23 protein-coding genes are annotated in these 24,908 nt (G+C 72.4%); 16 read left to right on the top strand and 7 right to left on the bottom strand.

Going from position 1 to position 24,908, the window contains the following annotated elements:
• Positions 1 to 19: 19 nt before the first annotated feature.
• On the top strand, positions 20 to 745 hold the full coding sequence (locus AAG827_RS04230; RefSeq protein WP_341924566.1) for an oxidoreductase: 726 nt from the start codon (positions 20 to 22) through the stop codon (positions 743 to 745).
• A 292-nt stretch (positions 746 to 1,037) separates the two neighbouring features.
• On the opposite strand, the gene AAG827_RS04225 is transcribed toward AAG827_RS04230, so the two are convergent.
• On the bottom strand, positions 1,038 to 1,832 hold the full coding sequence (locus AAG827_RS04225; RefSeq protein WP_341924565.1) for an HAD family hydrolase: 795 nt from the start codon (positions 1,830 to 1,832) through the stop codon (positions 1,038 to 1,040).
• A gap of 125 nt (positions 1,833 to 1,957) precedes the next feature.
• Here AAG827_RS04225 and ssd point away from each other — a divergent pair, with 125 nt between their 5' ends.
• The 7 genes from ssd (at position 1,958) to AAG827_RS04190 (ending at position 6,860) form a co-directional block, all read left to right on the top strand.
• Entirely contained in the window at positions 1,958 to 3,004 is a 1,047-nt protein-coding gene (gene ssd / locus AAG827_RS04220) for a septum site-determining protein Ssd (protein WP_341924564.1), read from the top strand.
• A complete protein-coding gene (locus AAG827_RS04215) occupies positions 3,001 to 4,161 on the top strand; it encodes a TadA family conjugal transfer-associated ATPase (RefSeq protein ID WP_341924563.1) in 1,161 nt (386 codons plus the stop codon). Before ssd ends, AAG827_RS04215 begins: the two co-directional genes overlap by 4 nt.
• Positions 4,158 to 4,964: a type II secretion system F family protein gene (locus AAG827_RS04210; RefSeq protein WP_341924562.1), complete on the top strand. Its 807-nt coding sequence runs from the start codon at positions 4,158 to 4,160 to the stop codon at positions 4,962 to 4,964. Before AAG827_RS04215 ends, AAG827_RS04210 begins: the two co-directional genes overlap by 4 nt.
• A gap of 152 nt (positions 4,965 to 5,116) precedes the next feature.
• Positions 5,117 to 5,713 (top strand): type II secretion system F family protein, encoded by a 597-nt coding sequence (locus AAG827_RS04205; RefSeq protein ID WP_341924561.1) that lies wholly within the window; start codon positions 5,117 to 5,119, stop codon positions 5,711 to 5,713.
• A gap of 147 nt (positions 5,714 to 5,860) precedes the next feature.
• On the top strand, positions 5,861 to 6,097 hold the full coding sequence (locus AAG827_RS04200; protein ID WP_341924560.1) for a DUF4244 domain-containing protein: 237 nt from the start codon (positions 5,861 to 5,863) through the stop codon (positions 6,095 to 6,097).
• Entirely contained in the window at positions 6,094 to 6,462 is a 369-nt protein-coding gene (locus AAG827_RS04195; protein ID WP_341924559.1) for a TadE family protein, read from the top strand. Before AAG827_RS04200 ends, AAG827_RS04195 begins: the two co-directional genes overlap by 4 nt.
• A complete protein-coding gene (locus tag AAG827_RS04190; protein WP_341924558.1) occupies positions 6,459 to 6,860 on the top strand; it encodes an Rv3654c family TadE-like protein in 402 nt (133 codons plus the stop codon). The genes AAG827_RS04195 and AAG827_RS04190 overlap by 4 nt, the downstream gene beginning before the upstream one ends.
• On the opposite strand, the gene AAG827_RS04185 is transcribed toward AAG827_RS04190, so the two are convergent.
• Positions 6,854 to 7,171 (bottom strand): hypothetical protein, encoded by a 318-nt coding sequence (locus tag AAG827_RS04185; protein WP_341924557.1) that lies wholly within the window; start codon positions 7,169 to 7,171, stop codon positions 6,854 to 6,856. The genes AAG827_RS04190 and AAG827_RS04185 overlap by 7 nt on opposite strands.
• 54 nt (positions 7,172 to 7,225) lie before the next feature.
• Positions 7,226 to 9,553: a DEAD/DEAH box helicase gene (locus AAG827_RS04180; protein ID WP_341924556.1), complete on the bottom strand. Its 2,328-nt coding sequence runs from the start codon at positions 9,551 to 9,553 to the stop codon at positions 7,226 to 7,228.
• A 203-nt stretch (positions 9,554 to 9,756) separates the two neighbouring features.
• Between AAG827_RS04180 and AAG827_RS04175 the strand changes: the two genes are divergently transcribed.
• From AAG827_RS04175 to AAG827_RS04165, 3 genes are all read left to right on the top strand, one after another.
• Positions 9,757 to 10,089, top strand: coding sequence for an STAS domain-containing protein (locus AAG827_RS04175; protein ID WP_091111217.1), 333 nt, complete (start codon positions 9,757 to 9,759; stop codon positions 10,087 to 10,089).
• A gap of 183 nt (positions 10,090 to 10,272) precedes the next feature.
• On the top strand, positions 10,273 to 12,627 hold the full coding sequence (locus tag AAG827_RS04170) for a sodium-translocating pyrophosphatase (RefSeq protein ID WP_341924555.1): 2,355 nt from the start codon (positions 10,273 to 10,275) through the stop codon (positions 12,625 to 12,627).
• An 86-nt stretch (positions 12,628 to 12,713) separates the two neighbouring features.
• Complete coding sequence (locus AAG827_RS04165) at positions 12,714 to 13,592, top strand: metallophosphoesterase family protein (protein ID WP_341924554.1); 879 nt, start codon at positions 12,714 to 12,716, stop codon at positions 13,590 to 13,592.
• Here the strand turns inward: AAG827_RS04165 and AAG827_RS04160 are convergent.
• Positions 13,576 to 15,162 carry an Ig-like domain repeat protein gene (locus tag AAG827_RS04160; protein WP_341924553.1) on the bottom strand — a complete coding sequence of 529 codons (1,587 nt, stop codon included), beginning with the start codon at positions 15,160 to 15,162 and terminating at the stop codon, positions 13,576 to 13,578. The two genes, AAG827_RS04165 and AAG827_RS04160, sit on opposite strands and share 17 nt — an antisense overlap.
• A gap of 233 nt (positions 15,163 to 15,395) precedes the next feature.
• Here AAG827_RS04160 and AAG827_RS04155 point away from each other — a divergent pair, with 233 nt between their 5' ends.
• A complete protein-coding gene (locus AAG827_RS04155; RefSeq protein ID WP_341924551.1) occupies positions 15,396 to 16,892 on the top strand; it encodes a methyltransferase in 1,497 nt (498 codons plus the stop codon).
• Between the two features lie 4 nt (positions 16,893 to 16,896).
• Here AAG827_RS04155 and AAG827_RS04150 read toward each other — a convergent pair whose 3' ends face one another.
• Genes AAG827_RS04150 through AAG827_RS04140 form a run of 3 tightly spaced genes read right to left on the bottom strand, consistent with a single transcriptional unit; the run spans position 16,897 to position 18,360 of the window.
• Positions 16,897 to 17,286 carry a type II toxin-antitoxin system VapC family toxin gene (locus tag AAG827_RS04150; RefSeq protein ID WP_341924550.1) on the bottom strand — a complete coding sequence of 130 codons (390 nt, stop codon included), beginning with the start codon at positions 17,284 to 17,286 and terminating at the stop codon, positions 16,897 to 16,899.
• Positions 17,283 to 17,528 carry a type II toxin-antitoxin system VapB family antitoxin gene (locus AAG827_RS04145; protein WP_341924549.1) on the bottom strand — a complete coding sequence of 82 codons (246 nt, stop codon included), beginning with the start codon at positions 17,526 to 17,528 and terminating at the stop codon, positions 17,283 to 17,285. Before AAG827_RS04145 ends, AAG827_RS04150 begins: the two co-directional genes overlap by 4 nt.
• A gap of 31 nt (positions 17,529 to 17,559) precedes the next feature.
• Positions 17,560 to 18,360: a hypothetical protein gene (locus AAG827_RS04140; RefSeq protein WP_341924548.1), complete on the bottom strand. Its 801-nt coding sequence runs from the start codon at positions 18,358 to 18,360 to the stop codon at positions 17,560 to 17,562.
• Between the two features lie 201 nt (positions 18,361 to 18,561).
• Here AAG827_RS04140 and topA point away from each other — a divergent pair, with 201 nt between their 5' ends.
• The 4 genes from topA to AAG827_RS04120 all read left to right on the top strand — a co-directional run bounded on the left by topA (position 18,562) and on the right by AAG827_RS04120 (position 24,898).
• Positions 18,562 to 21,288 (top strand): type I DNA topoisomerase, encoded by a 2,727-nt coding sequence (gene topA, locus AAG827_RS04135; RefSeq protein WP_341924547.1) that lies wholly within the window; start codon positions 18,562 to 18,564, stop codon positions 21,286 to 21,288.
• Between the two features lie 246 nt (positions 21,289 to 21,534).
• On the top strand, positions 21,535 to 22,182 hold the full coding sequence (gene tmk / locus AAG827_RS04130) for a dTMP kinase (RefSeq protein WP_341924546.1): 648 nt from the start codon (positions 21,535 to 21,537) through the stop codon (positions 22,180 to 22,182).
• Positions 22,179 to 23,327, top strand: coding sequence for a DNA polymerase III subunit delta' (locus AAG827_RS04125; RefSeq protein WP_341924545.1), 1,149 nt, complete (start codon positions 22,179 to 22,181; stop codon positions 23,325 to 23,327). The genes tmk and AAG827_RS04125 overlap by 4 nt, the downstream gene beginning before the upstream one ends.
• Positions 23,324 to 24,898, top strand: coding sequence for an alpha/beta hydrolase (locus AAG827_RS04120; RefSeq protein ID WP_341924543.1), 1,575 nt, complete (start codon positions 23,324 to 23,326; stop codon positions 24,896 to 24,898). The genes AAG827_RS04125 and AAG827_RS04120 overlap by 4 nt, the downstream gene beginning before the upstream one ends.
• Positions 24,899 to 24,908 lie beyond the last annotated feature (10 nt).

Raw genomic sequence — 24,908 nt, 5'->3', positions numbered from 1 at the left:
CCGCGGATAGCCTTCCACCGTGGCTTCCGATCCCCTTGCGTGGCTGGTGTCTCTCGAAGGCGTCCCGTCCGCCTATGCCGCCGTCCGCGACGGCATCGACGTGATGCTGCGTGACCGCGGGCTGCGACGCACGTCGCCCGAGACCACGGCCGAGTCGCTGCTGCGCGGGGCGCAGGCCAGCGCGGTGCTCGAGGGGTCGTCGTCCACGCTGGCGCAGGTGCTCGAGGGGGGCGGTGACGACATCGCCCAGGACTCGCTGCGCGTCTCGACCGAGCTGCTGTCGCTGGCCCCGCTGATGGCCCGATCGCCGCTCCAGGCGCTGGCCCGGCTGCACGCGCTCGCCGCGTCCTCGTTGCCCGACGACCGCCGTGGCCGCCCCCGCGACGACGAGTCCGCCGCGCGGCTGCGCGACATCTCCGCTCTGCTCACCCGTCCGACCGACGCGCCCGCGCTGCTCGTGGCCTCGCTGATCCACGCCGAGCTGATCACCGCAGCGCCCTTCCCCTCCCACAACGGCATCGTCGCGCGCGCGGCGGAGCGGCTGCTGCTCCTCTCCCGCGGTGTCGACGAGAAGTCGCTGGTCGTGCCGGAGGCCGGGCACCTGGCGCTCCGCCCGGCCTACGAGTCCAACCTGCGGGGCTACGCCGAGGGCGGCGCGGCCGGCATGCACGCGTGGATCCTCTACGGCGCCGAGGCGTTCGCCGCCGGCGCCGAGGCGAGTCCGTTGCGGCGGGCGGCGGACTGATCCGCGGCGTCGAGAGCACGTGCAGGTGGCGCCCGAATCTCACTGGACTCGAACGCCACCGCTGACACGTGGGCGCTTGGCTACCAAGCGTGCATCGCCAACTGCTGCTCCGGGAATGTCCCGGAAGACAGCGCCCTGTAGGAAGGGAGATCGCCGCGTGGGTACCCGGCTCACGTGCTGCTCTTGAGTTGTTCTTCTCCTCTGTTCTACGCCGCTTTGCCCAGCCCTACAAGGGTTGACATTTGGCCTGGGGACGAGGCGGGCGTGGCGCCCTGACGTCGTACGACGGCACTCAGGCGCCGAGGCGACGCTTGCGGGCGTTGACCCACAGGACGCTGCCGACCGCGGCCGCGCCACCGACCGCGAGCACGGCCAGGGTGGGCTTCGCCGGGGGCAGGCGCAGGCCGTTGCCGAGGGCCACGGGCTTGGTGAAGACCAGCACGGGCCAGCCGTTGGCCGAGGCCACCTTGCGCAGCTCGCGGTCGGGGTTGACCGCGTGCGGGTGCCCGACGACCTCGAGCATCGGCACGTCGGTGATCGAGTCGCTGTAGGCGAAGCACTCGGCCAGGTCGTAGCCCATCTCCTCGGCCAGCTCGCGGATCGCCTCGGCCTTGACCTCGGCGTAGGCGTAGTAGGAGATCTCGCCGGTGTACTTGCCGTCCTCGATCTCCAGGCGCGACGCCACGACGCGGTCGGCGCCGAGCAGCTCTCCGATCGGGTCGACGAGCTCGCTGCCGGAGGCGGACACGATGACGATGTCGAGCCCGGCGGCCCGGTGCTGCTCGATGAGCGAGACCGCTTCGTCGTAGACCAGCGGGTCGACCACGTGGTGCAGCGTCTCGGCGACGATCTCGCGCACGGTCGCGACGTCCCAGCCGGCGCACAGCTGCGACATGAACTGCCGCATCTTCTCCATCTGGTCGTGATCGGCGCCGCCGACGAGGTAGACGAACTGGGCGTAGGCCGAGCGCAGCACCGCGCGTCGCGAGATCAGCCCTCCGGCCTGGAAGGGGCGGGAGAAGGCGAAGGTGCTCGACTTGGCGATGATCGTCTTGTCGAGGTCGAAGAAGGCCGCGGTCGGCGCCATGGGTCCATCGTAGGGGGAGGTCCACGCGCCACCTGTCATCCACAGGCCCCGGGCCAGGCCTGCTCGTCCACAGGCTGCGCCCAGCAGGGGTTGGGCTCTCCGTCCCTCCGGGGAGGCTCCTGGTCATGACTGCACCCCTGTTCGTGACCCGGGACGAGACCCTGCTCGACGAGCTCCTGCGGCTCGCTGCCGCCGCCGGCATCACGCCGGACGTCGCACGCGACTGCGCCGCGGCCCTGCGCGGGTGGAGCGGAGCGCCCCTGGTGCTGCTGGGCGCCGACCTCGCCGTGGAGATGGCCCACATCTCGCCCGCCCGGCGTGCCGGGGTGCACGTCGTGGCCTGGGGCGGGGTCCCCGACGAGCTCTTCCGCACCGCGCTCGCCGTCGGCGCCGAGGACGTCACGGAGCTGCCGCGCTCGGACACCTGGTTGATCGAGACCCTCACCGACCTCGGTGACGACACCCCCTCGCGGGGCCTGGTGCTGGGCGTCGTCGGGGGCTCCGGCGGTGCCGGTGCGACGACCTTCGCCTGTGCGTTGGGGCAGATGGCGGCGGAGCGGGGCCCGGCGGTGGTGATCGACTGCGACCCCCTCGGCCCCGGTGTCGACCGGGTGCTGGGGGTCGAGGCCTACGACGGCTTCCGCTGGGACGCGCTGTGCCAGACGACCGGTCGGCTCAGCGGTCGAGCGCTGCGCGAGGCGCTGCCTCGTCGCGGCGCCCTCGGCGTGCTCTCGTGGTACTCCGGCTCACCCGGCACCCTCCAGCCCTTCGCCGTGCGCGAGGCGCTGTCGGCTGCGGGCCGCGGGCACGACGCGGTCGTGCTCGACCTGCCGCGCTCGCCCCAGCCGGTGGTCGACGAGATCGTCTCGCGCTGCGACCTGGTGCTGATGCTCGTGGTGCCGAGCGTGGCCGGGGTGGCTGCCGCGGCCCGCACCAGCGCCCGCTTCGGTGCGCCACCCCAGCTGCGACTGGTGCTGCGGGGTCAGGGCCTTGCGGCGCGCGACGTCAGCCGGGCGACCGGGGTGCCGGTCGTCGCCGAGATGAGCGACCAGCGGGGGCTGGCCGAGACCATCGACCTCGGGCTCGGGCCGATCCGCTCGCGCCGCGGGCCGCTCGGGCGTGCCGCCACCGAGGTGCTGCAACGGGTGACCGTCATGGGTCAGGCGGCGTGACGCTCCCGGCCGGAGCGGTCGAGCAGGTCCGCGACCGCCTGGCCCGCGATCCCGGCGACCTCACGCCGCACCGGGTCGCCGAGGCGCTGCGAGCGACCGGTCGCCCGGTCGGTGACGCCACCGTCCTGGAGGTCTACGAGAGCCTGCGCCGAGACGTCGTCGGGGCCGGCCCGCTGGAGCCGCTGCTGCGGCTGCCGGGGGTCACCGACGTCCTCGTCAACGGCCCCGACCAGGTGTTCGTCGACCGGGGAGCCGGGCTCGAGGAGACCGACGTGCGCTTCCCCGACGACGAGGCCGTCCGCCGTCTCGCCCAGCGTCTCGCCGGCGCCGGTGGACGCCGGCTCGACGACGCGACGCCCTACGTCGACCTCCGCCTGGTCGACGGCACCCGCTGCCATGCGGTGCTCGCTCCGGTCTCCCGCCCGGGCACCTCGATCTCGTTGCGGGTCCCACGCCGGCGGGTGTTCACCCTCGCGGAGCTCGTCGCCGACGGGTTCCTGACCGAGCAGTCGGGGCGCCTGGTGGACGCGATCGTCCAGTCCCGGTTGGCGTTCCTCGTCAGCGGCGGCACAGGCACGGGCAAGACGACCCTCCTCGCGGCCCTGCTGTCCCGGGTCCCGGCGCGCGAGCGGCTGGTCCTGGTCGAGGACTCCTCCGAGCTCCGCCCCGACCACCCGCACCTCGTGGGGCTCGAGGCCCGGCCGGCCAACGTCGAGGGCTCGGGCGGGATCGAGCTGCGCACCCTCGTGCGCCAGGCGCTGCGCATGCGCCCCGACCGGTTGGTCGTCGGAGAGGTGCGCGGCGGGGAGGTCGTCGACCTGCTCGCCGCGATGAACACCGGCCACGAGGGCGGCTGCGGCACCCTGCACGCCAACTCGGCCCTCGACGTGCCCTCACGGGTCGAGTCGCTCGCCCTCGCCGCGGGGCTCGGGCGCGAGGCGGCGCACAGCCAGCTCGCGTCCGCCGTCGACGTGGTCCTCCACCTCGTGCGGGGTCGCGACGGTCGTCGCCGGCTCGCCCAGGTCGCGGTGCCGGTGCGCGACCGCACCGGTCTCGTCACCATGAGCGCGGCCGTCGACATCGCCGCCGACGGCTCGGCCGTCGCCGGGCCGGCCGAGGACGGGTTGGTCGACCTCCTCGCGGTCCGCGCGTCGTGACCCTCGCGGCGACCCTCACGGTCGGTGCCGCGGTGGTGGCCGTGTGGCTCGTGTCAGCCCCGCCACCTGGCCCCGTGCCGCTCCGGGCACCTCACGCCCTGCCGCCAGCGCCGGGGCCCCGCGACCTGCTGCGGTGGCGCTGGCTGGTGGCGCCGGGTGCGGTCACGCTCTGGCTGGCGTCCGGGACCGCTCTGGTGCTCGTCCTGCTCGCACTGGCGGTGGTCGTCGCCGCGGGGGTCCTCCTGCGCGCCCGGTCGCGGCGGCTCGCCGAGCGCGCCGCGGGCCAGCGGGTCCTCGAGCTGTGCGGGCACCTGGCGGGCGACCTGGGTGCCGGCCAGCCGCCCGGCGCCGCCCTGGAGCGGGCCGCGGCGACCTGGCCGGCGCTGGCTCCGGTCGCCGCCGCCCACCGGATCGGCTCCGACGTGCCCTCCGCGCTGCGCGAGGTCGCCCGGCAGGCCGGCACCGCCGACCTCCGGCTGGTCGCGGCAGCCTGGCAGCTGACCCACCGCACGGGAGCGGGGCTCGCCGACGCGGTCGACCGCGTGGCCCAGGACCTCCGCGCCGCCCACGCCACCCGACGGATCGTCGACGGGGAGCTCGCCTCGGCCCGAGCGACGTCGCGACTGGTCGCGGCCCTGCCACTGCTGGCCCTGGCGATGGGCTCCGGTGCCGGCGGCGATCCGTGGGGCTTCCTCCTCGGGCATCCGGTCGGGCTCGCGTGCCTCGCGGCCGGGTTGGCCTTCGGCTTCGCCGGACTGTGGTGGATCGAGGCCATCGCCCGCGGTGTGGAGCGGGCCGGATGAGCTGGCTGAGCGCGCTGGCGGTCGCGCTGGCGACAGCGCTGCTGCTGCCGACCGGGCCGCGCTGGGATCACTCAGGGCCGGATCACTCAGGGCCGGATCACTCAGGGCCGGCGCCCGGACCTGGCGCGACGGTCCCGGACGACGGTGGCTGGATGCGTCGGCATCGCTGGCTGCTGGCGCTGCTGGCGGGCCTCGGTGCGTGGCTGTTCGTCGGCGGGACGCCGGGTCTGGTGGCTGGCGTCGTCGTGACGGTCGTCGCGCAGGTCGTCATCGGGCGGGCCGAGTCACCCCAGACGCGACGCGACCGCGAGGCCACGCGTCGCGAGCTGCCGCACGTCGTGACGCTGCTCGCTGCGGCCCTGCGTGCCGGCGTGGCCCCGGCGGAGGCGGCGCGACTGGTCTGCCGGGCGCTGCCCGGTCCGGCCACCACGCGGCTCGACCGCTCGGTGGCCCGGCTGGAGCTGGGGGCCGATCCTGCCGAGGTGTGGTCCCAGCTCGCGCAGGAGCCCGGTCTGGCGCCCCTCGGGCGGGCGCTGTCGCGATCTCACGAGACCGGTGCCTCCGTCGTCACCGCCGTCGAGCGGCTCGCGGACCAGCTGGCCCGGGAGGCCCGCGGTGACGTCGAGGACCGGGCCCGCGCCGTGGGCGTCAAGGCGGCGGTGCCGCTCGGCCTCTGCCTGCTGCCGGCCTTTCTGCTCATCGGCATCGTGCCCCTGGTCGCCGGCCTGATGAGCTCGTTCCAGTGGTGACCGGCGGCCACCAGACGTCCACAGGCGAGTCCCGGACCAGGTTGCCCACAGGGGCGTCGACGGCGCGACGCGGATGTCCCCGCCGCGGCGCAGTCTCGTCCTGCGCGGCCACGTCCGGTGGCCGCGCCAGACCCGAAGGAGACCCCCATGACCGTGACCACCCCGTCACCTCCCGCCCGCAGCCCTCGTCGCTCTCGCGGCCCCCGTCGGAGGGCCGTGGTGCTCCGGTCGGAGCAGGGCATCACCACAGCTGAATACGCCGTCGGCACGGCCGCCGGCGCCGGCCTGGCCGGCCTCCTCTACAAGCTGCTCACCGGGGGCTTCGGTGACAAGATGCTCAAGACCCTCTTCGACCACGTCCTCGGTCTGCTGGGCATCGGATGACCTCTGCCGTCCGACGCGAGCGAGGCGCTGTCACGGCCGAGCTGGCCCTCACGCTGCCGATCCTCGTGGCGGTGACGGTCGGCCTGGTCTGGCTGCTCGCCGTCGGCGCGGCCCAGGTGCGCGTCGTCGACGCGGCACGCGAGACCGCGCGCAGCGTCGCCCGAGGAGACGAGACGTCCGAGGCGGTCGGCCGGGGCCAGCAGGTCGCACCCGACGGCAGCTCGGTCACGGTCACGCAACAGGACGGTCGGGTGGTCGCGGTGGTGACGGGTGCGGTCGCCGGGCCCGGTGGGCTCTTCGACTTCCTGCCCGAGGTCCGGGTCAGTGCCGAGGCGGTCACCCTCGACGAGGGGGAGGGGCCGTGAGGCGATGGCGGCCTGCCGGGCCTGGGCGTCGACGCGATGGCCGGGGCGCCGTCACGGTGGTGGTCGTCGCCCTCGCCGGCTTGCTGCTGCTCCTGGGCTCGGCGCTGGGCGTGGTCGCGGCCCTCGTCGTGGCGCACCGCTCGGCGCAGGCCGCCGCCGACCTGGCGGCGGTCGCCGGGGCCACCGCGCTCCAGCGCGGTCGAGATCCGTGCTCCACGGCGGCCGACGTGGCCGCAGGCAACGGCGCGAGCCTGAGCGCCTGTGCGGTCGTCGGCCGTGACGTCCTGGTCGACGTGTCGGTCACCGGGCCGCGGTGGCTCGGTCAGGACGCCGACCTGGAGGGTCGGGCACGGGCCGGGCCGGCCGGAGTCGGCCCGGTGGGTGTCGTCCCTCAGTAGGGCCGGCGGTCCGGGTCGTTCTCGTCGATGTCGCGGCGTCGCTCGGCCTCCGCGTGCTCGAGCTTCTCGGACAGCTCGTCGATCTTCTTGGCCTCGCGACGCTTGGCCAGCGAGCGCTTCGCACCGAACTTCGAGATGGCCAGGCCCCACAGGACGGCGACACCGGCGCCGACGCCGAGCAGGAAGAGCGTGAGTGCGCCGACCTCGGTGCCGAGCAGCTCGATCTGGCCGGCCGTGGTCTCGGCAGTGAACACGGCGGCGACGATCAGCAGTGCGCCACCGGCGACGAGGAGCAACCCCAGGATGAACATGGTGCTGAGGCTACTCGGATCCAGGGTCCTCGCGCCCCCCTGACGGGTGGGTGGTCAGCCGTGTCCGAGCAGCACGTCGAGGAGCCGGAGGGCGCCGACCTTGTCGAGCGGGTTGTTCTGGTTGCCGCACTTGGGTGACTGGATGCAGGACGGGCAGCCCTCGGCACACGTGCAGGACGCGATCGTCTCGCGCGTCGCGCCCAGCCAGGCGCGGGCGGCGGCGAAGCCACGCTCGGCGAAGCCGGCGCCACCGGGATGGCCGTCGTAGACGAAGACCGTCAGCATCCCGGTGTCGCCGTGCAGGGCGGTGGAGACCCCGCCGATGTCCCAGCGGTCGCAGGTCGCGAAGAGCGGCAGCAGCCCGATGGAGCAGTGCTCGGCGGCGTGCGCGGAGCCGGGCACGTCGGCGGTCGCGAGTCCGGCGCCGGTCAGCAGGTCGTCGGGCACCGTCCACCACACCGCGCTGGTGCGCAGCGCCCGCTCGGGCAGGTCGAGCAGCTCCTCGCCGATCACCTCACCGCTGGGCTGGCGGCGCTTGAGGTAGGACACGACCTGGTGCGAGACGTCGACCTCGCCGAAGGACAACCGGCAGCGACCCCAGGTCTCGTGCGTGCGCTCGGCCACGATCGAGATGTCGGTGATCTCGCGCGCCGAGGTGGAGTAGCCCGGGTCGGCGCGGCCCATCACCGCCACGTGCTCGTCGAGGTCGAGCGTCTCGACCAGCCAGGTCTCGCCCCGGTGGACGTAGACCGCGCCCTCGTGGGCCTCGCTGTGCGCCCGTCCGCCGTCGACGGTGCCGACGACGCGGCCCGTCTCCGACTCCACCAGCTGGATCGGGGACCCGCCGGCGGAGCGGATGTCGGTCAGGTCCGCCGCCCGGCGACGGTCGGTCCAGAACCAGCCCCGCGGCCGGCGGCGCAGCAGGCCGGCGGCGACCAGGCCCGCGACGACGTCGGGAGCGGTGTCGCCGAAGAGGGGGAGGTCGGCATCGGTGAGCGGGATCTCCTGGGCGGCGGCGCACAGGTGCGGGCCGAGCACGTAGGGGTTGTCGGGGTCGAAGACCGTGGCCTCGACCGGTTGCCCGAACAGCGCGTCGGGGTGGTGCACGAGGTAGGTGTCGAGCGGGTCGTCGCGGGCGACCAGGATGCCGAGGGCATCCTGCGCCTCCCGGCCGGCGCGGCCGACCTGCTGCCAGAGCCCGGCGCGGGTGCCGGGGAAGCCGGCCATCAGCACCGCGTCGAGACCACTGATGTCGATGCCGAGCTCGAGCGCGTTGGTGGCGGCCAGGCCGATCAACGAGCCGTCGCGCAGCGCCTGCTCGATCGCGCGGCGCTCCTCGGGCAGGTAGCCACCGCGGTAGGCGGCGACCCGGCCGGGCAGGGACGGGTCCACCTCGGCGAGCAACCCGGCCGCCGTGATCGCCACCTGCTCGGCGCCGCGGCGCGACTTGATGAAGGCGAGGGTGCGCACGTCCTCGGCGACCAGGTCGGCCAGCAGGTCGGCGGTCTCGGAGGAGGCGGCCCGGCGCACGGGCGCGCCGTTCTCGCCGACGTAGGACGTGAAGGGCGGCTCCCACAGCGCGAGCGACACCTCGCCCCGTGGTGAGCAGTCCTCGGTGACGGCCGTGACCGGCAGCCCGGTGAGCCGACCGGCGGCTGTCTCGGGCTCGGCGACCGTGGCGGAGGCGAGGACGAAGGTCGGGTGGGCGCCGTAGTGGGCGCACACCCGGCGCAGCCGGCGCAGCACCTGGCTGACGTGCGCCCCGAAGACCCCGCGGTAGTGGTGGCACTCGTCGACCACGACGTAGCGCAGGGAGCCGAGGAACGCCGCCCACCGTGCGTGGCCGGGCAGCAGCGAGCGGTGCAGCATGTCGGGGTTGGTCAGGACGTATTCGCCGTGGTCGCGCGCCCAGTCACGCAGGTCGTGGCTGCTGTCCCCGTCGTGCGTCGTCACGCGCACGTCGAGGCCCAAGGACGTGAGCCCGGAGAGCTGGTCCTGTGCCAGGGCCTTGGTCGGCGCGAGGTAGAGCACGGTCGCGCCCCGCTGGCCCCGGCTCCCGCGAGCGTCGCGGATCGCGGTGAGCGCGGGCAGCTGGTAGGCCAGCGACTTGCCCGACGCGGTGCCGGTCGAGAGGACGACGTGCTGCCCGACGTGCGCGGCGTCGGCCGCCTGGACCTGGTGACGCCACGGCTGGTCCAGCCCACGCGCGAGGAAGGCCGCGCGCACGTCGTCGGTGACCCAGGACGGCCACGGTGCGTGCACCGCCGCCCGCGCAGGCAGGGTCTCGAGGTGGGTCAGGCGGTCCTCGCGGCCGGGCACTGCGGCCAGGCGTCGCAAGGTCTCGGAACCGCGGCGAGCACGGGAGGAGGCCGTCGACGTCATCCGTCCAGCCTCTCAGGGACGACCGACATCGCAGCCCCGGCACCTCCGCGCGGACCCGCTGAGAGCCGGTCTGAAACCCCGGTGCCGCGCCGTACTCTTTACTTCTTTGTGCAGGTGAGCAGCGGGCGTGGTTTCATATTCCAGTCCAGGTGTGCGGTGGGAGCCTGGACCTCGGAACTGATGACCGCCTCATGGGAGAGAACGTGGACCTGACTCTTGACACGCGCGAGGTCGGTGGTCGCACCATCGTGGCCGTCGGCGGGGAGATCGACGTCTACACGGCGCCCAAGCTGCGTGACCGCATCACCGAGCTGGTCGCCGAGGGCGTCTACGACCTGGTGATCGACATGGAGGCCGTGGAGTTCCTCGACTCGACGGGCCTCGGTGTCCTGGTCGGTGGGCTCAAGAAGGTGCGCGCGCACGACGGCTCGCTGCAGCTCATCTGCAACCAGGACCGGCTGCTCAAGATCTTCCGGATCACCGGTCTCGCCAAGGTGTTCGTGATCCACGAGTCGGCCGAGGCCGCCCTGGCCTGAGCGCCCCCTCGCCGCCCGTCACCGTCAGGTGCCGGGCGCTCCGCCATGCCCGCGTCCAGCGACACGCCGACGTGGCGTGCGTCACACCTCCTGCCGTGCCGGGCGCCTGGCGTGCGTAGACTCCGGCTCGTTCCGTGACCTGAGCCACACTCTGGCTCGCTCTCATCTCGCAGGAGGACGCACATGGCCGGGATCACTCCCGCTGTCGTGGACCTCTCCGGCGGCAATCTCGTCCTGGTCATCGTCGTCGCCCTGATCGCGCTCGGCGCGCTCGCGATGGCGTTCATGTTCCGCCAGGAAGTCCTTGCTGCCGGTGAAGGCACCGCCAACATGCAGAACATCGCCCAAGCCATCCAGGAGGGCGCCAACGCCTACCTGACGCGGCAGTTCAGGACGCTGGCGATCTTCGCCGCCATCGCGTTCTTCGCCCTGCTGGCGCTCCCCGCGGACGAGATGTCGGTCCGGATCGGCCGCTCGATCTTCTTCCTGGCCGGGGCCGGCTTCTCCGCCGCCGTCGGCTACCTCGGGATGAACCTCGCCGTGCGAGCCAACGTCCGGGTCGCCGCGGCGGCCAACGAGCCCGGTGGCCGCGAGCCGGCCATGACGATCGGCCTGCGCACCGGCGCGATGGTCGGCATGCTCACCGTGGGCCTCGGCCTGCTGGGCGCCAGCATCGTCGTCCTGCTCTTCCGGGACCAGGCACCCGACGTCCTCGAGGGCTTCGGCTTCGGTGCCGCGCTGCTCGCCATGTTCATGCGGGTCGGCGGCGGCATCTTCACCAAGGCCGCCGACGTCGGCGCCGACCTCGTCGGCAAGGTCGAGCAGGGCATCCCCGAGGACGACCCGCGCAACGCAGCGACCATCGCCGACAACGTGGGCGACAACGTCGGTGACTGCGCCGGCATGGCGGCCGACCTCTTCGAGTCGTACGCCGTCACGCTGGTCGCCGCGCTCATCCTCGGGTCGCAGGCGTTCGGCGACAAGGGCCTCGTCTACCCCCTGCTCATCCCGGCCATCGGCGCGCTCACGGCCGTCGCGGGCGTCTACCTGACCCGACCCAAGGTCGGCGAGAGCGGCCTCACCACGATCAACAAGGCGTTCTACCTCTCCGCCGGCATCTCCGCGGTGGCGTGCGTGCTCCTGTCGTTCGTCTACCTGCCGACCAGCTTCGCCGACTTCGAGGGCCTCGGCACCAACACCCTCGAGCTGATCTCGGGAGCCCCGGAGGGCAACCCCGCGCTCATCGCGTCGGTGGCCGTGGTCCTCGGCATCGTCATGGCCGCCGGCATCCTGGCCCTGACCGGCTACTTCACCGGCACCGAGTACAAGCCGGTCAAGGACGTCGGCAAGTCCTCGCTCACCGGCGCGGCCACGGTCATCCTGTCCGGCCTCTCGGTCGGCTTCGAGTCGGCCGTCTACACCACGCTGGTCATCGGCACCGCGGTGTTCGGGGCGTTCCTCCTCGGCGGCGCGTCGCTCACGGTGTCGCTCTTCGCCGTGGCGCTCGCGGGCTGCGGCCTGCTCACCACCGTCGGCGTCATCGTCGCCATGGACACCTTCGGGCCCGTCTCCGACAACGCCCAGGGCGTCGCGGAGATGTCCGGCGACGTCAGCCCCGAGGGTGCGCAGATCCTCACCGAGCTCGACGCGGTGGGCAACACCACCAAGGCCGTCACCAAGGGCATCGCGATCGCGACCGCGGTGCTCGCGGCCACGGCGCTGTTCGGCTCCTACGCCACCTCGGCCATCGAGTCGCTCGACGAGGCCGACGCGCTCGACGAGCTCACCGGGTTCTTCGTGTTCGACCCGTCCGTGCTCGTGGGCGTGCTGCTCGGCTCGGCCGTCGTGTTCCTCTTTTCGGGCCTGGCCATCAACGCCGTGGCACGTGCCGCGGGTGCCGTGGTCTACGAGGTGCGCCGCCAGTTCCGCGAGATCCCCGGGATCATGGAGGGCACCGGTCGCCCGGAGTACGGCAAGGTCGTCGACATCGTCACCAAGGACTCCCTGCGCGAGCTCACCACGCCGGGCATCCTGGCGGTGCTGGCGCCGATCGCGGTCGGCTTCGGCCTCGGCGTCACGGCGCTGGCCGGCTTCCTCGCCGGGGCCATCGGCACCGGCACCCTGATGGCGGTCTTCCTCGCCAACGCGGGTGGCGCCTGGGACAACTCCAAGAAGCTCGTGGAGGACGGTCACCACGGCGGCAAGGGCTCGGCGGCGCACGAGGCCACCATCATCGGTGACACCGTCGGCGACCCGTTCAAGGACACCGCCGGTCCCGCGATCAACCCGCTCATCAAGGTGATGAACCTGGTGTCGCTGCTGATCGTCGGCGCCGTGGTCTCGCTGAGCGTCGGCGAGGACGAGAACGACGTCGTACGGATCCTGATCGCGCTCGTCGCGACCGCGGTCATCGTCGGTGCCGTCTACATCTCCAAGCAGCGCGAGTCGGTCATGGGCGACGACGCCGGCACCCCGCCGGCACCGACGCCCACGCAGCCGGTCGTCACGGACCCCACGAGGCCCACGCCGATCGTCTGACCCACCGCAGCACCCAGCAGCACCCAGGCCCGCCCGGTCCCGACCGGGCGGGCCTGCCGCTTCTCCGACGATGTTTGGATGGACCCATGAGCGGAGCAGTGGAGCGCATCGCGCTGATCTCGGACGTGCACGGCAACCTCACCGCGCTGGAGGCGGTGCTCGCCGACATCGACGCCCGCGGGATCAGCCGGATCTTCAACCTCGGCGACTACGTCGGCAAGGGCCCGCGCGGGCGCGAGGTGGTCGAGCTGTGCCAGGAGCGCTGCGAGGTCAACGTGCTGGGCAACTGGGACGACTTCCTGCCCGACCCGCACCGCGACTACGACGACGCCGCGCTGCGCTGGTGGTCCGGGCAGCTCGGCGAGGGCCAGGGGGAGTGGCTGCGCTCGCTGCCGTTCTGCCACGACCTCACGATGAGCGGTCGCCGGATCCGGCTGATGCACGCCTCGTCGGAGACGGTGCACCGGCGCGTGCGCTACGTGCACGACGAGGCGGAGTTCCTCGGCCAGTTCGCCAACACCGAGGCGACGATCGCGGCGGTCGGCGACGGGCCGGTGCCCGACGTGGTGGGCTACGCCGACTCGCACGACCCGTTCTACGAGACCCAGCTCGAGCGCCGCACGCTCTTCAACACCGGCAGCGTGGGCAACTGCATGGGCGACCCCACCCCGCTCTACGTCATCCTCGAGGGAGTCCCTGACAGCCTCGAGCCGGCGGCCTTCTCGATCGCGTTCGTGCGGGTGCCCTACGACGTCGAGGCCGAGCTGGCGCACGCTCGCGAGGTCGGCTGCCCGAGCCTGAAGGGCTACGAGGCCGAGCTGCGCCACGGCATCTACCGCGGCGCGGTCGAGCTCTTCGAGGCCGGCCGTCCGCTGACGGCCTACTACCACGTGCCGGGGGCGCCGCCCCGGGCCGAGCCCGGTGCGGCGCCCGTGGGCGGCGCGGGAGCTACCTCTTCTTCTTGAGCACCGTCAGCACGACCTTGGCCGACCGTGACGCAGTGGTGGCGACGCTGCCGCCGAACACCGCGGTCAGCGCGTGCTTGCCGGGCTTGAGCTTGGGCAGCGTGACCGTGCGCGTGCCGTTGTCGGCGCTGCGGACCGTGTAGGTCTTCAGCTTCCTCTTGCCGTCGAAGACCGTCACCTTGCCGGCGACCTTGAGGCCGGTGGCGGCGAGGGTGATCTTGAGCAGCCCGGCCTTGCCCTGGGCGACCTTCTTCTTGGGCAGGGCCAGCTTGGTGCGCGACGCGACCTTGGCGACGCTCACGGCCGCGGTGGGTGCCGTGCCCGGGGAGTAGCCGGTGCGGTTGGCGGTGACCAGGACGGCGAGGTTGCGGCCCGCGTCGGTCGCCTTGACGACGTACGTCGACGCGTTGGCGCCGCTGATCGGCGCACCGTTGACATACCACTGGTAGCCGAAGGTCGGCGTCGGCGTGCCGGCCCACGTGCCGGGCTGGACGGTCAGCAGGTTGCCGGGGGCGGCGTTGCCGCTGAGCGACGGGCTGACCGTCGCGGTCAGCGCGTCACCGAGCTTGGCCAGCACCGGGGAGCTCGAGGCCGTGCCGGTGACGCCGTTCTTGGTGCCGGTGGTCTTCAGCGCGATCTGCTTGCCGAAGTCCTCACCGACCAGCAGGTAGGTCTTCTGGGTGGCGCCGGGGATCACGACGCTGTTGCGCAGCCACTGGTAGGTCGTGGCGACGTTCTCCGTGCTCCACGTCGGGTCGGTGCCGGTCAGGGTCGTCCCGACCTTGCCGGGACCGGTGACGGTCGGAGCGGCGGTGGCGGTGACGGCGTCGGGCTCGGCGGGGGAGATGCCGAGGGAATCGGTGATGACCGAGACCAACGGGAGGCCGGCGACGAAGCCGGTCACGACGGCACTGACGTCAGATCCTGCGAGCGCGTCGGTGAGGGGCAGTGTCGCTCCGGTCGCTCCGGGGATGGGGATGCTGTTGCTGAACCACTGGATGGTCGTCGTGACACCGGGCAGGTTCCACTCGACAGGCAGCATCGCGAGGATGCTCCCCACCACCGGGACGCCGGAGAGAAGCGGGAGCACGGTTGCGATGAGCGCGGTCGGATCGGGCGTGCCGCCGCCCCCACCGCCACCCGCGGGCAGCGGGATGTTGAGCGCGTCGGTGAGCACCGAGACCGGCAGGATGCCGAGGAGCGAGCCGGTGACCAGCGCGGTGATCTGGGTGCCGGCATCATCTGCGGTCGGCGTGTAGGTCGGGAGGCTCGGTGCGCCGGGGATCGGGATGCCGTTGCTCATCCACGTGTATGTGTTGGTGACCAGGGGGTTGATGATCCCTCCGACAGTCCAGACCGGATCCGTCAACGTGATGAGTGACCCGACGCCGGGGACGCCGGAGAGCACCGGCAGGTTCAGGGCCTCCAGGAGACCGAGCAGGATCTTCTGCTCCTGCGTGGGCTGCGGAGCAGCAGCGGTGGCGGCGGTGGCGGCGGTCGCGATGCCGGCCCCCGAGGCGAGGACGCTGGTGGCCACGGCCGCTCCGAAGGCGCGCTTGAGACGATGCATTGGGTTTCCCTCCCCATAGGGCGCCCCAGGGCCCGTCCCAGGTCGCACGTGTGTTCTCCCTCACTGGATGCTAGGAGCGCTCTGTCTGCCGTGCAGGAGATCGCGCGGATCGGGGTGCCCGAAAGTGCTAGTACGCCCGAGCGGGCGTCGTCGCCTGGCTCGAACGGGTGGGGGTGGCCACCCGATCGGGCCATGCCGCTCGCCCGCGTCGACCGGGGCCCTAACCTCGGTCCGTGACCCCTTCTGCCTCAGTCGCCCCCGCTGCCTCCGACCTCCCGGTCCGGCTCCGCGCCGCCCTCCAGCAGGCCGGCTTCACCTACGACGGCGTCGCCGACGTCCTGGGGCCCGAGGGGCACGCCGCGCTCATGCGCAACGAGACCACCCCGGCCCGCCGTCGTACGACGGGAGGCAGCGCCGTCGAGACGCTGGCGCGCCTCTTCCTGCTCCAGACCCCCGTGCCGGTCGCCGACGCCGAGGCGGCCCTGCCGGGGCTGCTCGACCGGCTGACCGCGGAGGGCCTGGTCGAGCAGTCGGTCAGCGAGGTGGCCGCCCGCTTGGACATCCGGCCCTACGCGACGGACGACGAGGCCTTCTGGGTCGTCAGCGACCTGACCCCGGGCCTCGACGGCGGACCGCAGCGGGTAGGGACGGACCACGTGCTCGGGATCAGCTCGGCCTCCACGTCGTTGGCGCAGCTGACGATCCGTGAGCCGGTGGGCCGTGCACTCGACCTCGGCACCGGCTGCGGCGTGCAGGCGCTGCACCTCGCGGGTCATGCCGACCGGGTCGTGGCCACCGACGTCAACCAGCGCGCGCTGCGGCTCACCCGCTTCAACGCCGCGCTCAACGGCGTGGCCGACCGGGTCGACGTGCGTGACGGCTCCTACTTCCAGCCCGTGGCGGGCGAGCGCTTCGACCTGATCGCGACCAACCCGCCGTTCGTGATCTCGCCGGGCACGGGCGAGCGGCTGGTCTACCGCGACTCCGGGCTGCCCGGCGATCGCGTGGTGGAGGACATCGTGCGGGCCGCGCCCGACCACCTCGCCGAGGGCGGCTGGTGCCAGGTCCTGGCCAACTGGGTCATCGCCGAGGGGCGGGCGTGGGACGAGCGGCTGGCCGAGTGGCTGGTCGGCGACTGCGACGCGCTGGTCGTGCAGCGCGAGGTCGTCGACCCGGCGGTCTACGTCGAGCTGTGGCTCAAGGACGCGGGTCTGCACGGCACGCCCGACTACCTGCGCCGCTACGACACCTGGCTCTCGTGGTTCGAGGAGCAGGGCGTGGAGGGCATCGGCTTCGGGTGGATCAACCTGCGCGCGACGGGCTCGGAGGTCGGTGCCGTCGAGGTGGTCAGCGACTTCCTCGAGTGGCCCTACGACGTCGAGCAGCCGATCGCGCCCGCCATCCACGCGTGGGGCGAGGCGGTCCGCGTCGAGGTCGACCTGGACACGCACCTGGTCGCGCGCCCCGACGTACGTCAGGAGACGGCGGGGCCGGCCGGCGCCGAGGACCCCGAGACGATCGTGCTGCGCCAGCAGCGCGGCTTCCGCCGGGCGCGCCAGGCCGACACCATCGAGGCCGCGATGGTCGGTGCCAGTGACGGCGAGCTCAGCCTGGGCCAGATCCTCGAGGCGGTCGCGACGCTGACCGACGCCGAGCCCGACATGGTGCGTGACGCCTACCTGCCGGTCGCCCGCGAGATGGTGAGCGAGGGGTTCCTCGAGGTCGAGTGACCCGTCAGCTCGGGGGCGCCGCCGCGACCACGTCGGTGTGGGTGAAGTCGTCCCCCTTGAAGAGCAGCGGCTGGCCGCTCACCGTCGCCAGGGCGTAGGAGAAGCAGTCGCCCAGGTTGAGCCGGGCCGGGGAGCCGGAGCCCTTGCCGTAGCGGGCGTAGGCGACGCGTGCGGCTTCGGCGTGCTCGAGCGTGAAGGGCACGACCTCGACGCCGAAGCCCGTGAGCAGGTCGTCCACTCCCTCACGTCGTCCCCGGCCGAGGACGACCGCCGTCTCCACGAAGGTGGGTGCCGCGATCTGCAGCGTGCTCGCCCCTTCGATGAGGCGGGCGAAGAGCCTGGCCTCGGGCTCACCCTGCACGATCGCCACGATGGCCGAGGAGTCGAGGATCACCGCGGCAGCCCGCGCTCGTCGTAGAGGTCGTCGTCGGTCAGCACCGGATCGTCGGACAGCGCCTGGGTGTGCCGGCCCCAGGCGAGCAGCCGCTCGGCCAGGCCGTCGCGCTCCCGGCGATCCCGCTCGGCCGCCTCCTCCAGTGCTTGGCGCACCGCGCCCGTCATCGACGTCCCGCGCCGGGCGGCGAGCGCGGCGGCGAGCCGGTAGACCTCGGGGTCCTTGATGTTGAGCGTCGGCACGATTCCGATTCTACCGTCCACGGTAGAACGCTCAGGCCGCGTGCGCGGCCTGCGCCTCGAGGGCCTGGTCGCGGATCCGCACCAGGTGGACCCGCACGTCGGAGGACAGCAGGTCGGCGTGCCCGGTCAGCACGAGGTCGGGCAGCCCCGAGGGGCGGAACCACACGCGGTGGCGCGGACGCAGGCCCCACAGCGCGTCCTCGACCACGGCGTGGTCGGTCCCGAGCTGAGCGCCGAGGTCGAGCGCCTCGCGCACGTCCCGCATCCGCACCGGGCCCTGCTGCCCGAAGACCCCGTTGGCCTTGCCGACGACCCAGCACAGCGTGCCGGCGAGGTGCTGCGGCGAGCGCGGGCGGCGTACGACGTCGGGGCGCGCCTGCCAGACCAGCCTCAGCGCCCGGCGCAGGGCGATGCCGAGCTCATCGGCTCGCGCTGGACCGAGCGCGTTGCTCAGCACGGTCGCGGCGACACCGTCGAGGAGCTCGGTCGTGTGGGCCAGGCGCTCCCGGTCGGCGGGGTCGTGCGCCTCGGGCTCGCCCGGGCCGTCGGTGTCGTCGAGCGGCGCGGCGTCCAGCGCCAGGACGGCGTCGCGGCCACCGCACGCGTCCTCCAGCCAGAGCAGTGCCCGCTCGTAGGGCGGTGGCTCCGGGGGTGCGGGCGGAGCAGCGCGTCGTTGCGCCTCGTCGAAGCGGCGGGCGTGGACCTCCCACCGGGTGCCCTCGATCGGCTCGGTCCAGGTGTCGACGAGGCGGCCGTCGACCAGCACCAGGTGGCGCAACCGGTCGTGCCAGTCAGGGTCGAGGGAGTAGCGGTCGTGCGGGTCGTCGTACATCGGGAGCACCTCCGAGCAGGGGCGGTCAGGGATCGAGGACCTCACGGTGACACGCCGCGCGGACAGTGCACGGGCTTCCTCCACAGGTCCGCCGGGGCCGTCGGAAGTCGGGGCGCTGGACAGCACGCGCTACCGTGATCGGCCGTGAGCCCTTGTCCTCCCCGCTCACTCCTCTCGCAGCAGTAAGGAAATGGCAACGCAGTGGCACACAAGTTGGTGATCGTCGAGTCCCCGGCGAAGGCCCGCACCATCGGCGGCTACCTCGGTGACGGCTATGTCGTGGAGTCCTCCATCGGACACATCCGCGACCTGCCCAACAACGCTGCCGACACCCCGGCCAAGATCAAGGACAAGCCCTGGGGTCGGCTGGCGGTCGACGTGGAGAACGGCTTCACGCCCTACTACGTCGTGCCACGCGACAAGAAGTCGCACATCTCCAAGCTCAAGGGCCTGCTCAAGGACGCCGACGAGCTCTACCTCGCCACCGATGAGGACCGCGAGGGAGAGGCCATCGCCTGGCACCTCCTCGACGAGCTGAAGCCCAAGGGCATCCCCGTGCACCGGATGGTCTTCCACGAGATCACCAAGGCCGCGATCCTCACTGCGGTGGAGAACCCGCGCCAGATCAACGACGACCTCGTCGAGGCCCAGGAGGCGCGTCGCATCCTCGACCGCCTCTACGGCTACGAGGTCTCCCCGGTCCTGTGGAAGAAGGTCATGTCCGGCCTCTCCGCCGGCCGCGTGCAGTCCGTCGCCACCCGCCTGGTCGTCGACAAGGAGCGGGAGCGGATGAAGTTCCGCCTCGCGTCCTACTGGGACCTCGAGGCCACCTTCGACGCCGGCAGCAAGCACGACCAGCGGATGTTCCCCGCCAAGCTGCACTCCCTCGACGGCACCCGCGTCGCCCGCGGCTCCGACTTCGGCCAGGACGGTCTGCTGAAGGACGCGTCCAAGGTCGTCCACGTCGACCGCACGCGCGCCGAGGCCCTCGTCTCCAGCCTGCAGGACTCGACGTACGACGTCCGCTCGGTCGAGGCCAAGCCCTACAAGCGCTCTCCCTACGCGCCGTTCCGCACGACGACGCTGCAGCAGGAGGCCAGCCGCAAGCTCGGCATGAGCGCGTCGGTCGCGATGTCGGTCGCGCAGCGGCTCTACGAGAACGGCTTCATCACCTACATGCGCACCGACTCGACCACGCTGTCGGGCGGCGCGGTCGAGGCCGCCCGCTCGCAGGTGCGCGAGCTCTACGGCGCCGACTACCTGCCCGACAGCCCCCGCGTCTACGCCTCCAAGGTCAAGAACGCGCAGGAGGCCCACGAGGCGATCCGTCCCGCCGGCGAGTCCTTCCGCACCCCGGCGCAGACCGGCCTGACCGGCGACCAGTTCCGCCTCTACGAGCTGATCTGGATGCGCACCGTCGCCTCGCAGATGAAGGACGCGGTCGGCCAGTCGGTCTCCGTGCGCCTCGGCGGCACGTCCGCCGCCGGCGAGGACGTCGTGTTCTCCGCCAGCGGTCGCGTCATCACCTTCCACGGGTTCCTCAAGGCCTACGTCGAGGGCACCGACGAGGGGGCGGCCAAGGACGACCAGGAGACCCGCCTCCCGGCGCTCGAGGAGGGCGACTCCGTCTCGGCCGCGTCGGTCTCGGCCACCGGCCACGAGACCAAGCCGCCCGCGCGCTACACCGAGGCCACCCTGATCAAGGAGCTCGAGGAGCGCGAGATCGGTCGCCCGTCGACGTACGCCGCGATCATCGGCACCATCCTCAACCGCGGCTACGTCTACAAGAAGGGCACCGCTCTGGTCCCGGCCTGGCTCGCCTTCTCGGTGATCCGGCTGCTGGAGGAGCACTTCACCCGGCAGGTGTCCTACGAGTTCACCGCCGAGATGGAGGACGTGCTCGACGACATCGCCGGCGGCCGCAAGGACCGGGTCTCCGAGCTCGGCGAGTTCTACTACGGCTCCGACAACGTCAAGGGCCTCTACGACCTGGTCCACGAGCTCGGCGACATCGACGCCCGTGAGCTCGCGACCTTCCCGATCGGCGACCCCGAGCTGGGGATCAACCTGCGCGTGGGTCGCTACGGGCCCTACCTCGAGGGTCCCGACGACGAGGGCAACCCGGTCGGCAAGCGGGCCAACGTGCCCGACGACCTGCCGCCCGACGAGCTGACCATGGAGAAGGCCGTCGAGCTCTTCGCCAACCCGGCCGGCGAGGAGATCCAGCTCGGCGTGCACCCCGAGACGGGACTGCAGGTCGTGGCCAAGAACGGCCGCTACGGCCCCTACGTCACCGAGCTGCTGCCCGAGGACGCCAAGAAGAACGACAAGCCCCGCACGGGCTCGCTCTTCAAGTCGATGTCGCTCGACACGATCTCGCTCGAGGACGCCCTCAAGCTGCTCTCGCTCCCGCGCGTCGTCGGCGAGGCCGAGGACGGCGAGGAGATCACCGCGCAGAACGGCCGCTACGGGCCCTACCTCAAGAAGGGCACCGACTCCCGGTCGCTCACCTCCGAGGACCAGCTGCTCACCATCGGGCTCGACGAGGCGCTCAAGATCTACGCCCAGCCCAAGCAGCGTGGCCGTGCCGCCGCAGCCCCGCCGCTCAAGGAGCTCGGCAACGACCCCGTCTCCGGCCAGCCGGTCGTGGTGAAGTCGGGCCGCTTCGGTGAATACGTCACCGACGGTGAATACAACGCCACCCTGCGCAAGGACGACTCGGTCGAGGCCATCACCCTCGCCCGCGCCGCCGAGCTGCTCGCCGACCGCCGCGAGCGGGGTCCGGCGAAGAAGGCGGCCAAGAAGGGCGCAGCCAAGAAGGCGCCCGCCAAGAAGGCTGCTGCGAAGAAGACCACCACGAAGAAGGCTGCCACCAAGAAGACGGCGGCCAAGAAGACCACGAAGAAGGCTGCGGCGAAGAAGGCCTGAGGTCGGGGTGCTGGCTGGGTCGCTTCATCAAGGTATGTCGACGAAACGCCACTTCCCATGGCGTGCACCCCGTGGGGGGTGGCGTGTCGCCGTGGGAAGTACGACGAGCCCTACGCCTGTCGGCCGGCTCGCCGCTCCATCGTGGGAGGTGCCGCTCCGTCTGCATACCTTGATGAAACGGGCCACGGCTGCCCCGCACCCCGCCCCGCACTTCCCGCTGTCGGCGTCGTCTCGTAGGTTCGGCGCGTGAGCAGCGGCGGCGTCTACACCTCGACCGGGGTCTTCGTGTGCTTCGAGGGCGGCGAGGGATCGGGCAAGTCGACGCAGTCGCGCCTGCTGCGGACGTGGCTCGAGGAGCGCGGCCACGACGTCGTGCTGACCTTCGAGCCGGGTGACACCCCGGTCGGCCAGGAGCTGCGCCGCATCGTGCTGAGCCCCGAGACCGGCGCGCTCGCCGACCGCACCGAGGTGCTGCTCTATGCCGCCGACAAGGCCGAGCACGTCGAGACCCTCGTGCAGCCCGCGCTCGACCGCGGGGCGGTCGTGATCACCGACCGCTACGTCGACTCCACGCTGGCCTACCAGGGGGCCGGTCGTGCGCTGGCCGTCGACGAGGTCGAGCAGGTGGCTCGCTGGGCGACCCGCGACCTGCGCCCCCACCTGACCGTCGTGCTCGACCTCGAGCCGGCCGCGGGGTTGAGCCGCTTCGAGGGGCGTGACCGCATCGAGGGGGAGTCGCTCGACTTCCACCAGCGTGTGCGCGCAGCCTTCCTCGCGATGGCCCAGGCCGATCCCGGGCACTACCTCGTGCTCGATGCGCGCGGCTCGATCGACGACCTCGCGGGCGCCGTACGGTCTCGACTCGAGCCTCTCCTCGCGCAGGCCGTGCGATGACGGTCTGGGACCAGTTGGTCGGGCAGCAGCACACGGTCAAGGCGCTCTCGACCGCCGTGGCCGGCCACGGCATGAGCCACGCCTGGCTCTTCACCGGTCCGCCGGGCTCCGGCCGCTCCAACGCCGCGATCGCCTTCGCGGCCGCGCTCGAGTGCGAGCAGGGCGGGTGCGGGGTCTGCCACGAGTGCCACACCGTCCTCGGCGGCACCCACGCCGACGTGTCGGTCATCCGCACCCAGAAGCTGTCGATCGGCGTCGACGAGGTCCGCGACCTCGTGCGCCGCTCCGCTCTCGCCCCTGCCGGACGGCGCTGGCAGATCATGATCGTCGAGGACGCCGACCGGCTCACCGACCAGGCGTGCAACGCGCTGCTCAAGGCGATCGAGGAGCCGACCGACCGCACCTTGTGGATGCTCTGCGCGCCGACCGTCGAGGACGTCCTGCCCACGATCCGCTCGCGCTGCCGCCTCGTGACGCTGGCCACGCCGACGACGCCCGAGGTGGCGGGCTTCCTCACGCGGGTCGACGGGGTCAACGAGGCGCTTGCCTCCTACGCCGCACGGGCCAGCCAGGGCCACATCGGCCGGGCCCGCGCGCTCGCGCGCGACGAGGCCACCCGCAACCGGCGCCGCGAGATCGTGTCGCTGCCGGCCCGCCTGACCAGCCTCGGTGCCTGCATGACGGCCTCGGCCAACCTCGTGGAGGTGACCAAGGAGGAGGCCGACGCGATCACCAGCGAGCTCGACGCGCTGGAGAAGAAGGACCTCGACACCTCCTACGGCGTGGTGGAGCGGGGTCGACGCCCCCGGGAGTACGCCCCGGCGCTGGCCGCGCTCGACAAGGCCCAGAAGACCCGCGCCAAGCGTCGGCACCTCGACGTCGTCGACCGCGGGCTGATGGACCTGGTCTCGGTCTACCGCGACGCGATCGCCGTCGCCGTGCGGGCGACCGGCGCGCTGGTCAACGAGGAGATCCGCGGTGACATCGAGAAGGTCGCCGCGACCTCGACGCCCGAGCTCAACCTGCGCCGGATCGGCTGGATCTTCGAGGCCCGCGAGCAGATGCTCGAGTTCAACGTGCCGATCGCCTTGGCTCTGGACTCCATGATGGTGGCACTGAAGGTGCCCGAGGGGAGCAACAGGTGAGCCGCACGACCCGCATCGTGATCATCGTCCTGCTGGTGGTCGCGCTGGTCGGGGGCAGCGTCCTGACCGGGCTGTCCGTCCTGCTCGGCAACGACTCCGAGGGGGGCTCCTCGGGCTCGTCCGGGCCGGCTGTGGTGGTCTCGACCCCGCCCGCCGAGGGCTCCCAGGAGCCGCCGAGCCCCGACCTCGCTCGCTTCTACTCCCAGACCATCGCGTGGGAGGACTGCGGCGACAACCAGTGCGGCACCCTCGAGGTGCCGATCGACTATCGCGACGCCGGCGGCGAGACGATCGGGCTGGCCCTGGTCAAGGTGCCCGCCACCGACCCTGACGCCCGCATCGGCTCGATGGTCGTCAACCCGGGTGGCCCCGGCGCCTCCGGGGTGGCCTACGCCGAGGCGGCCGACGACGTGTTCCGCGCGCCGATCCGCGAGCACTTCGACGTGGTCGGCTTCGACCCCCGCGGCACAGGCGCCTCCGACCCGGTCGACTGCCTCTCCGACGACGACATGACCACCTTCCTCGCGCTCGACCCCGACCCTGACGACGCGGGGGAGGAGCAGGAGCTGACCGACGGACTGCGGTCCTTCTTCGAAGGCTGCGTGGCCAACAGCGACGCCCTGGTCGGGCACGTGACGACGGCCGAGGCCGCCCGCGACATGGACGTGCTCCGTGCTGCGCTGGGCGAGTCGACGCTCACCTACTTCGGCGCCTCCTACGGCACCAAGCTCGGCGCGACCTACGCCGAGCTCTTCCCCGCAAAGGTCGGCCGCCTGGTCCTCGACGGGGCCGTCGACGTGGCGCTGCCCTCGCGCGAGCAGAGCCTGGGACAGGCCGGTGGCTTCGAGGTGGCCCTGCGGGCCTTCGTCGACAACTGCGTCGCCGAGACCGACAGCTGCTTCCTGGGCGACTCCGTCGACGAGGGGCTGGCCACCATCAAGGGGCTGCTCGACGACATCGACGCCCAGCCCCTGCCGACCTCCGACGGGCGCGAGCTCAGCGTCGGCAGCGCGTTCTACGGCGTCGTCACCCCGCTCTACAACCGCGACTACTGGTATCTCCTCAGCCAGGGCCTCTCCACCGCCCTCAACGGCGACGGCACCACGCTGATGCTGCTGGCCGACGCCTACGCGTCGCGGCAGAACGGGCAGTACCTCGACAACAGCACCGAGGCGATCTACGCCATCAACTGCCTCGACGACCCCTACGCCATCGCGCCCGACCAGGTCGAGGCGCAGGTGCCGGACTTCGAGGAGGCCTCCCCGACCTTCGGGCGCCTCTTCGCCTGGGGGCTGGTCAACTGCGGCGGCATCCAGGTCGAGTCCTCCGAGCCGGCGCTCGACATCCGCGGCGAGGGCGCCGCCCCGATCCTCGTCGTCGGCACCACGCGTGACCCGGCCACGCCCTACGAGTGGGCGGTCGGGCTCGCCGACGAGCTGGCCTCCGGCGTGCTGCTCTCCCGCGACGGCGACGGCCACACCGCCTACAACTCCGACAACGAGTGCATCGACTCCACCATCGAGGCCTACCTGATCGACGGCACCGTGCCCGAGGACGGCAAGGAGTGCTGAGGGCCCGCGC

Origin of the sequence: Nocardioides psychrotolerans (assembly GCF_943371775.1) — a bacterium.
GTDB lineage: Bacteria > Actinomycetota > Actinomycetes > Propionibacteriales > Nocardioidaceae > Nocardioides > Nocardioides psychrotolerans_A.
The sequence above is the reverse complement of the archived record's forward strand: the minus strand, read 5'-3'. Positions and strand labels throughout refer to the sequence as shown.

Excerpts from the sequence above, each read along its gene's own strand:
- AAG827_RS04180 (WP_341924556.1), bottom strand. The coding sequence starts at position 9,553 with ATGACGTCGACGGCCTCCTCCCGTGCTCGCCGCGGTTCCGAGACCTTG.
- AAG827_RS04195 (WP_341924559.1), top strand. The coding sequence starts at position 6,094 with ATGACCTCTGCCGTCCGACGCGAGCGAGGCGCTGTCACGGCCGAGCTG.
- ssd (WP_341924564.1), top strand. The coding sequence starts at position 1,958 with ATGACTGCACCCCTGTTCGTGACCCGGGACGAGACCCTGCTCGACGAG.
- AAG827_RS04185 (WP_341924557.1), bottom strand. The coding sequence starts at position 7,171 with ATGTTCATCCTGGGGTTGCTCCTCGTCGCCGGTGGCGCACTGCTGATC.
- AAG827_RS04160 (WP_341924553.1), bottom strand. The coding sequence starts at position 15,162 with ATGCATCGTCTCAAGCGCGCCTTCGGAGCGGCCGTGGCCACCAGCGTC.
- AAG827_RS04140 (WP_341924548.1), bottom strand. The coding sequence starts at position 18,360 with ATGTACGACGACCCGCACGACCGCTACTCCCTCGACCCTGACTGGCAC.
- AAG827_RS04225 (WP_341924565.1), bottom strand. The coding sequence starts at position 1,832 with ATGGCGCCGACCGCGGCCTTCTTCGACCTCGACAAGACGATCATCGCC.
- AAG827_RS04165 (WP_341924554.1), top strand. The coding sequence starts at position 12,714 with ATGAGCGGAGCAGTGGAGCGCATCGCGCTGATCTCGGACGTGCACGGC.
- AAG827_RS04200 (WP_341924560.1), top strand. The coding sequence starts at position 5,861 with ATGACCGTGACCACCCCGTCACCTCCCGCCCGCAGCCCTCGTCGCTCT.
- AAG827_RS04125 (WP_341924545.1), top strand. The coding sequence starts at position 22,179 with ATGACGGTCTGGGACCAGTTGGTCGGGCAGCAGCACACGGTCAAGGCG.
- AAG827_RS04170 (WP_341924555.1), top strand. The coding sequence starts at position 10,273 with ATGGCCGGGATCACTCCCGCTGTCGTGGACCTCTCCGGCGGCAATCTC.
- AAG827_RS04205 (WP_341924561.1), top strand. The coding sequence starts at position 5,117 with ATGCGTCGGCATCGCTGGCTGCTGGCGCTGCTGGCGGGCCTCGGTGCG.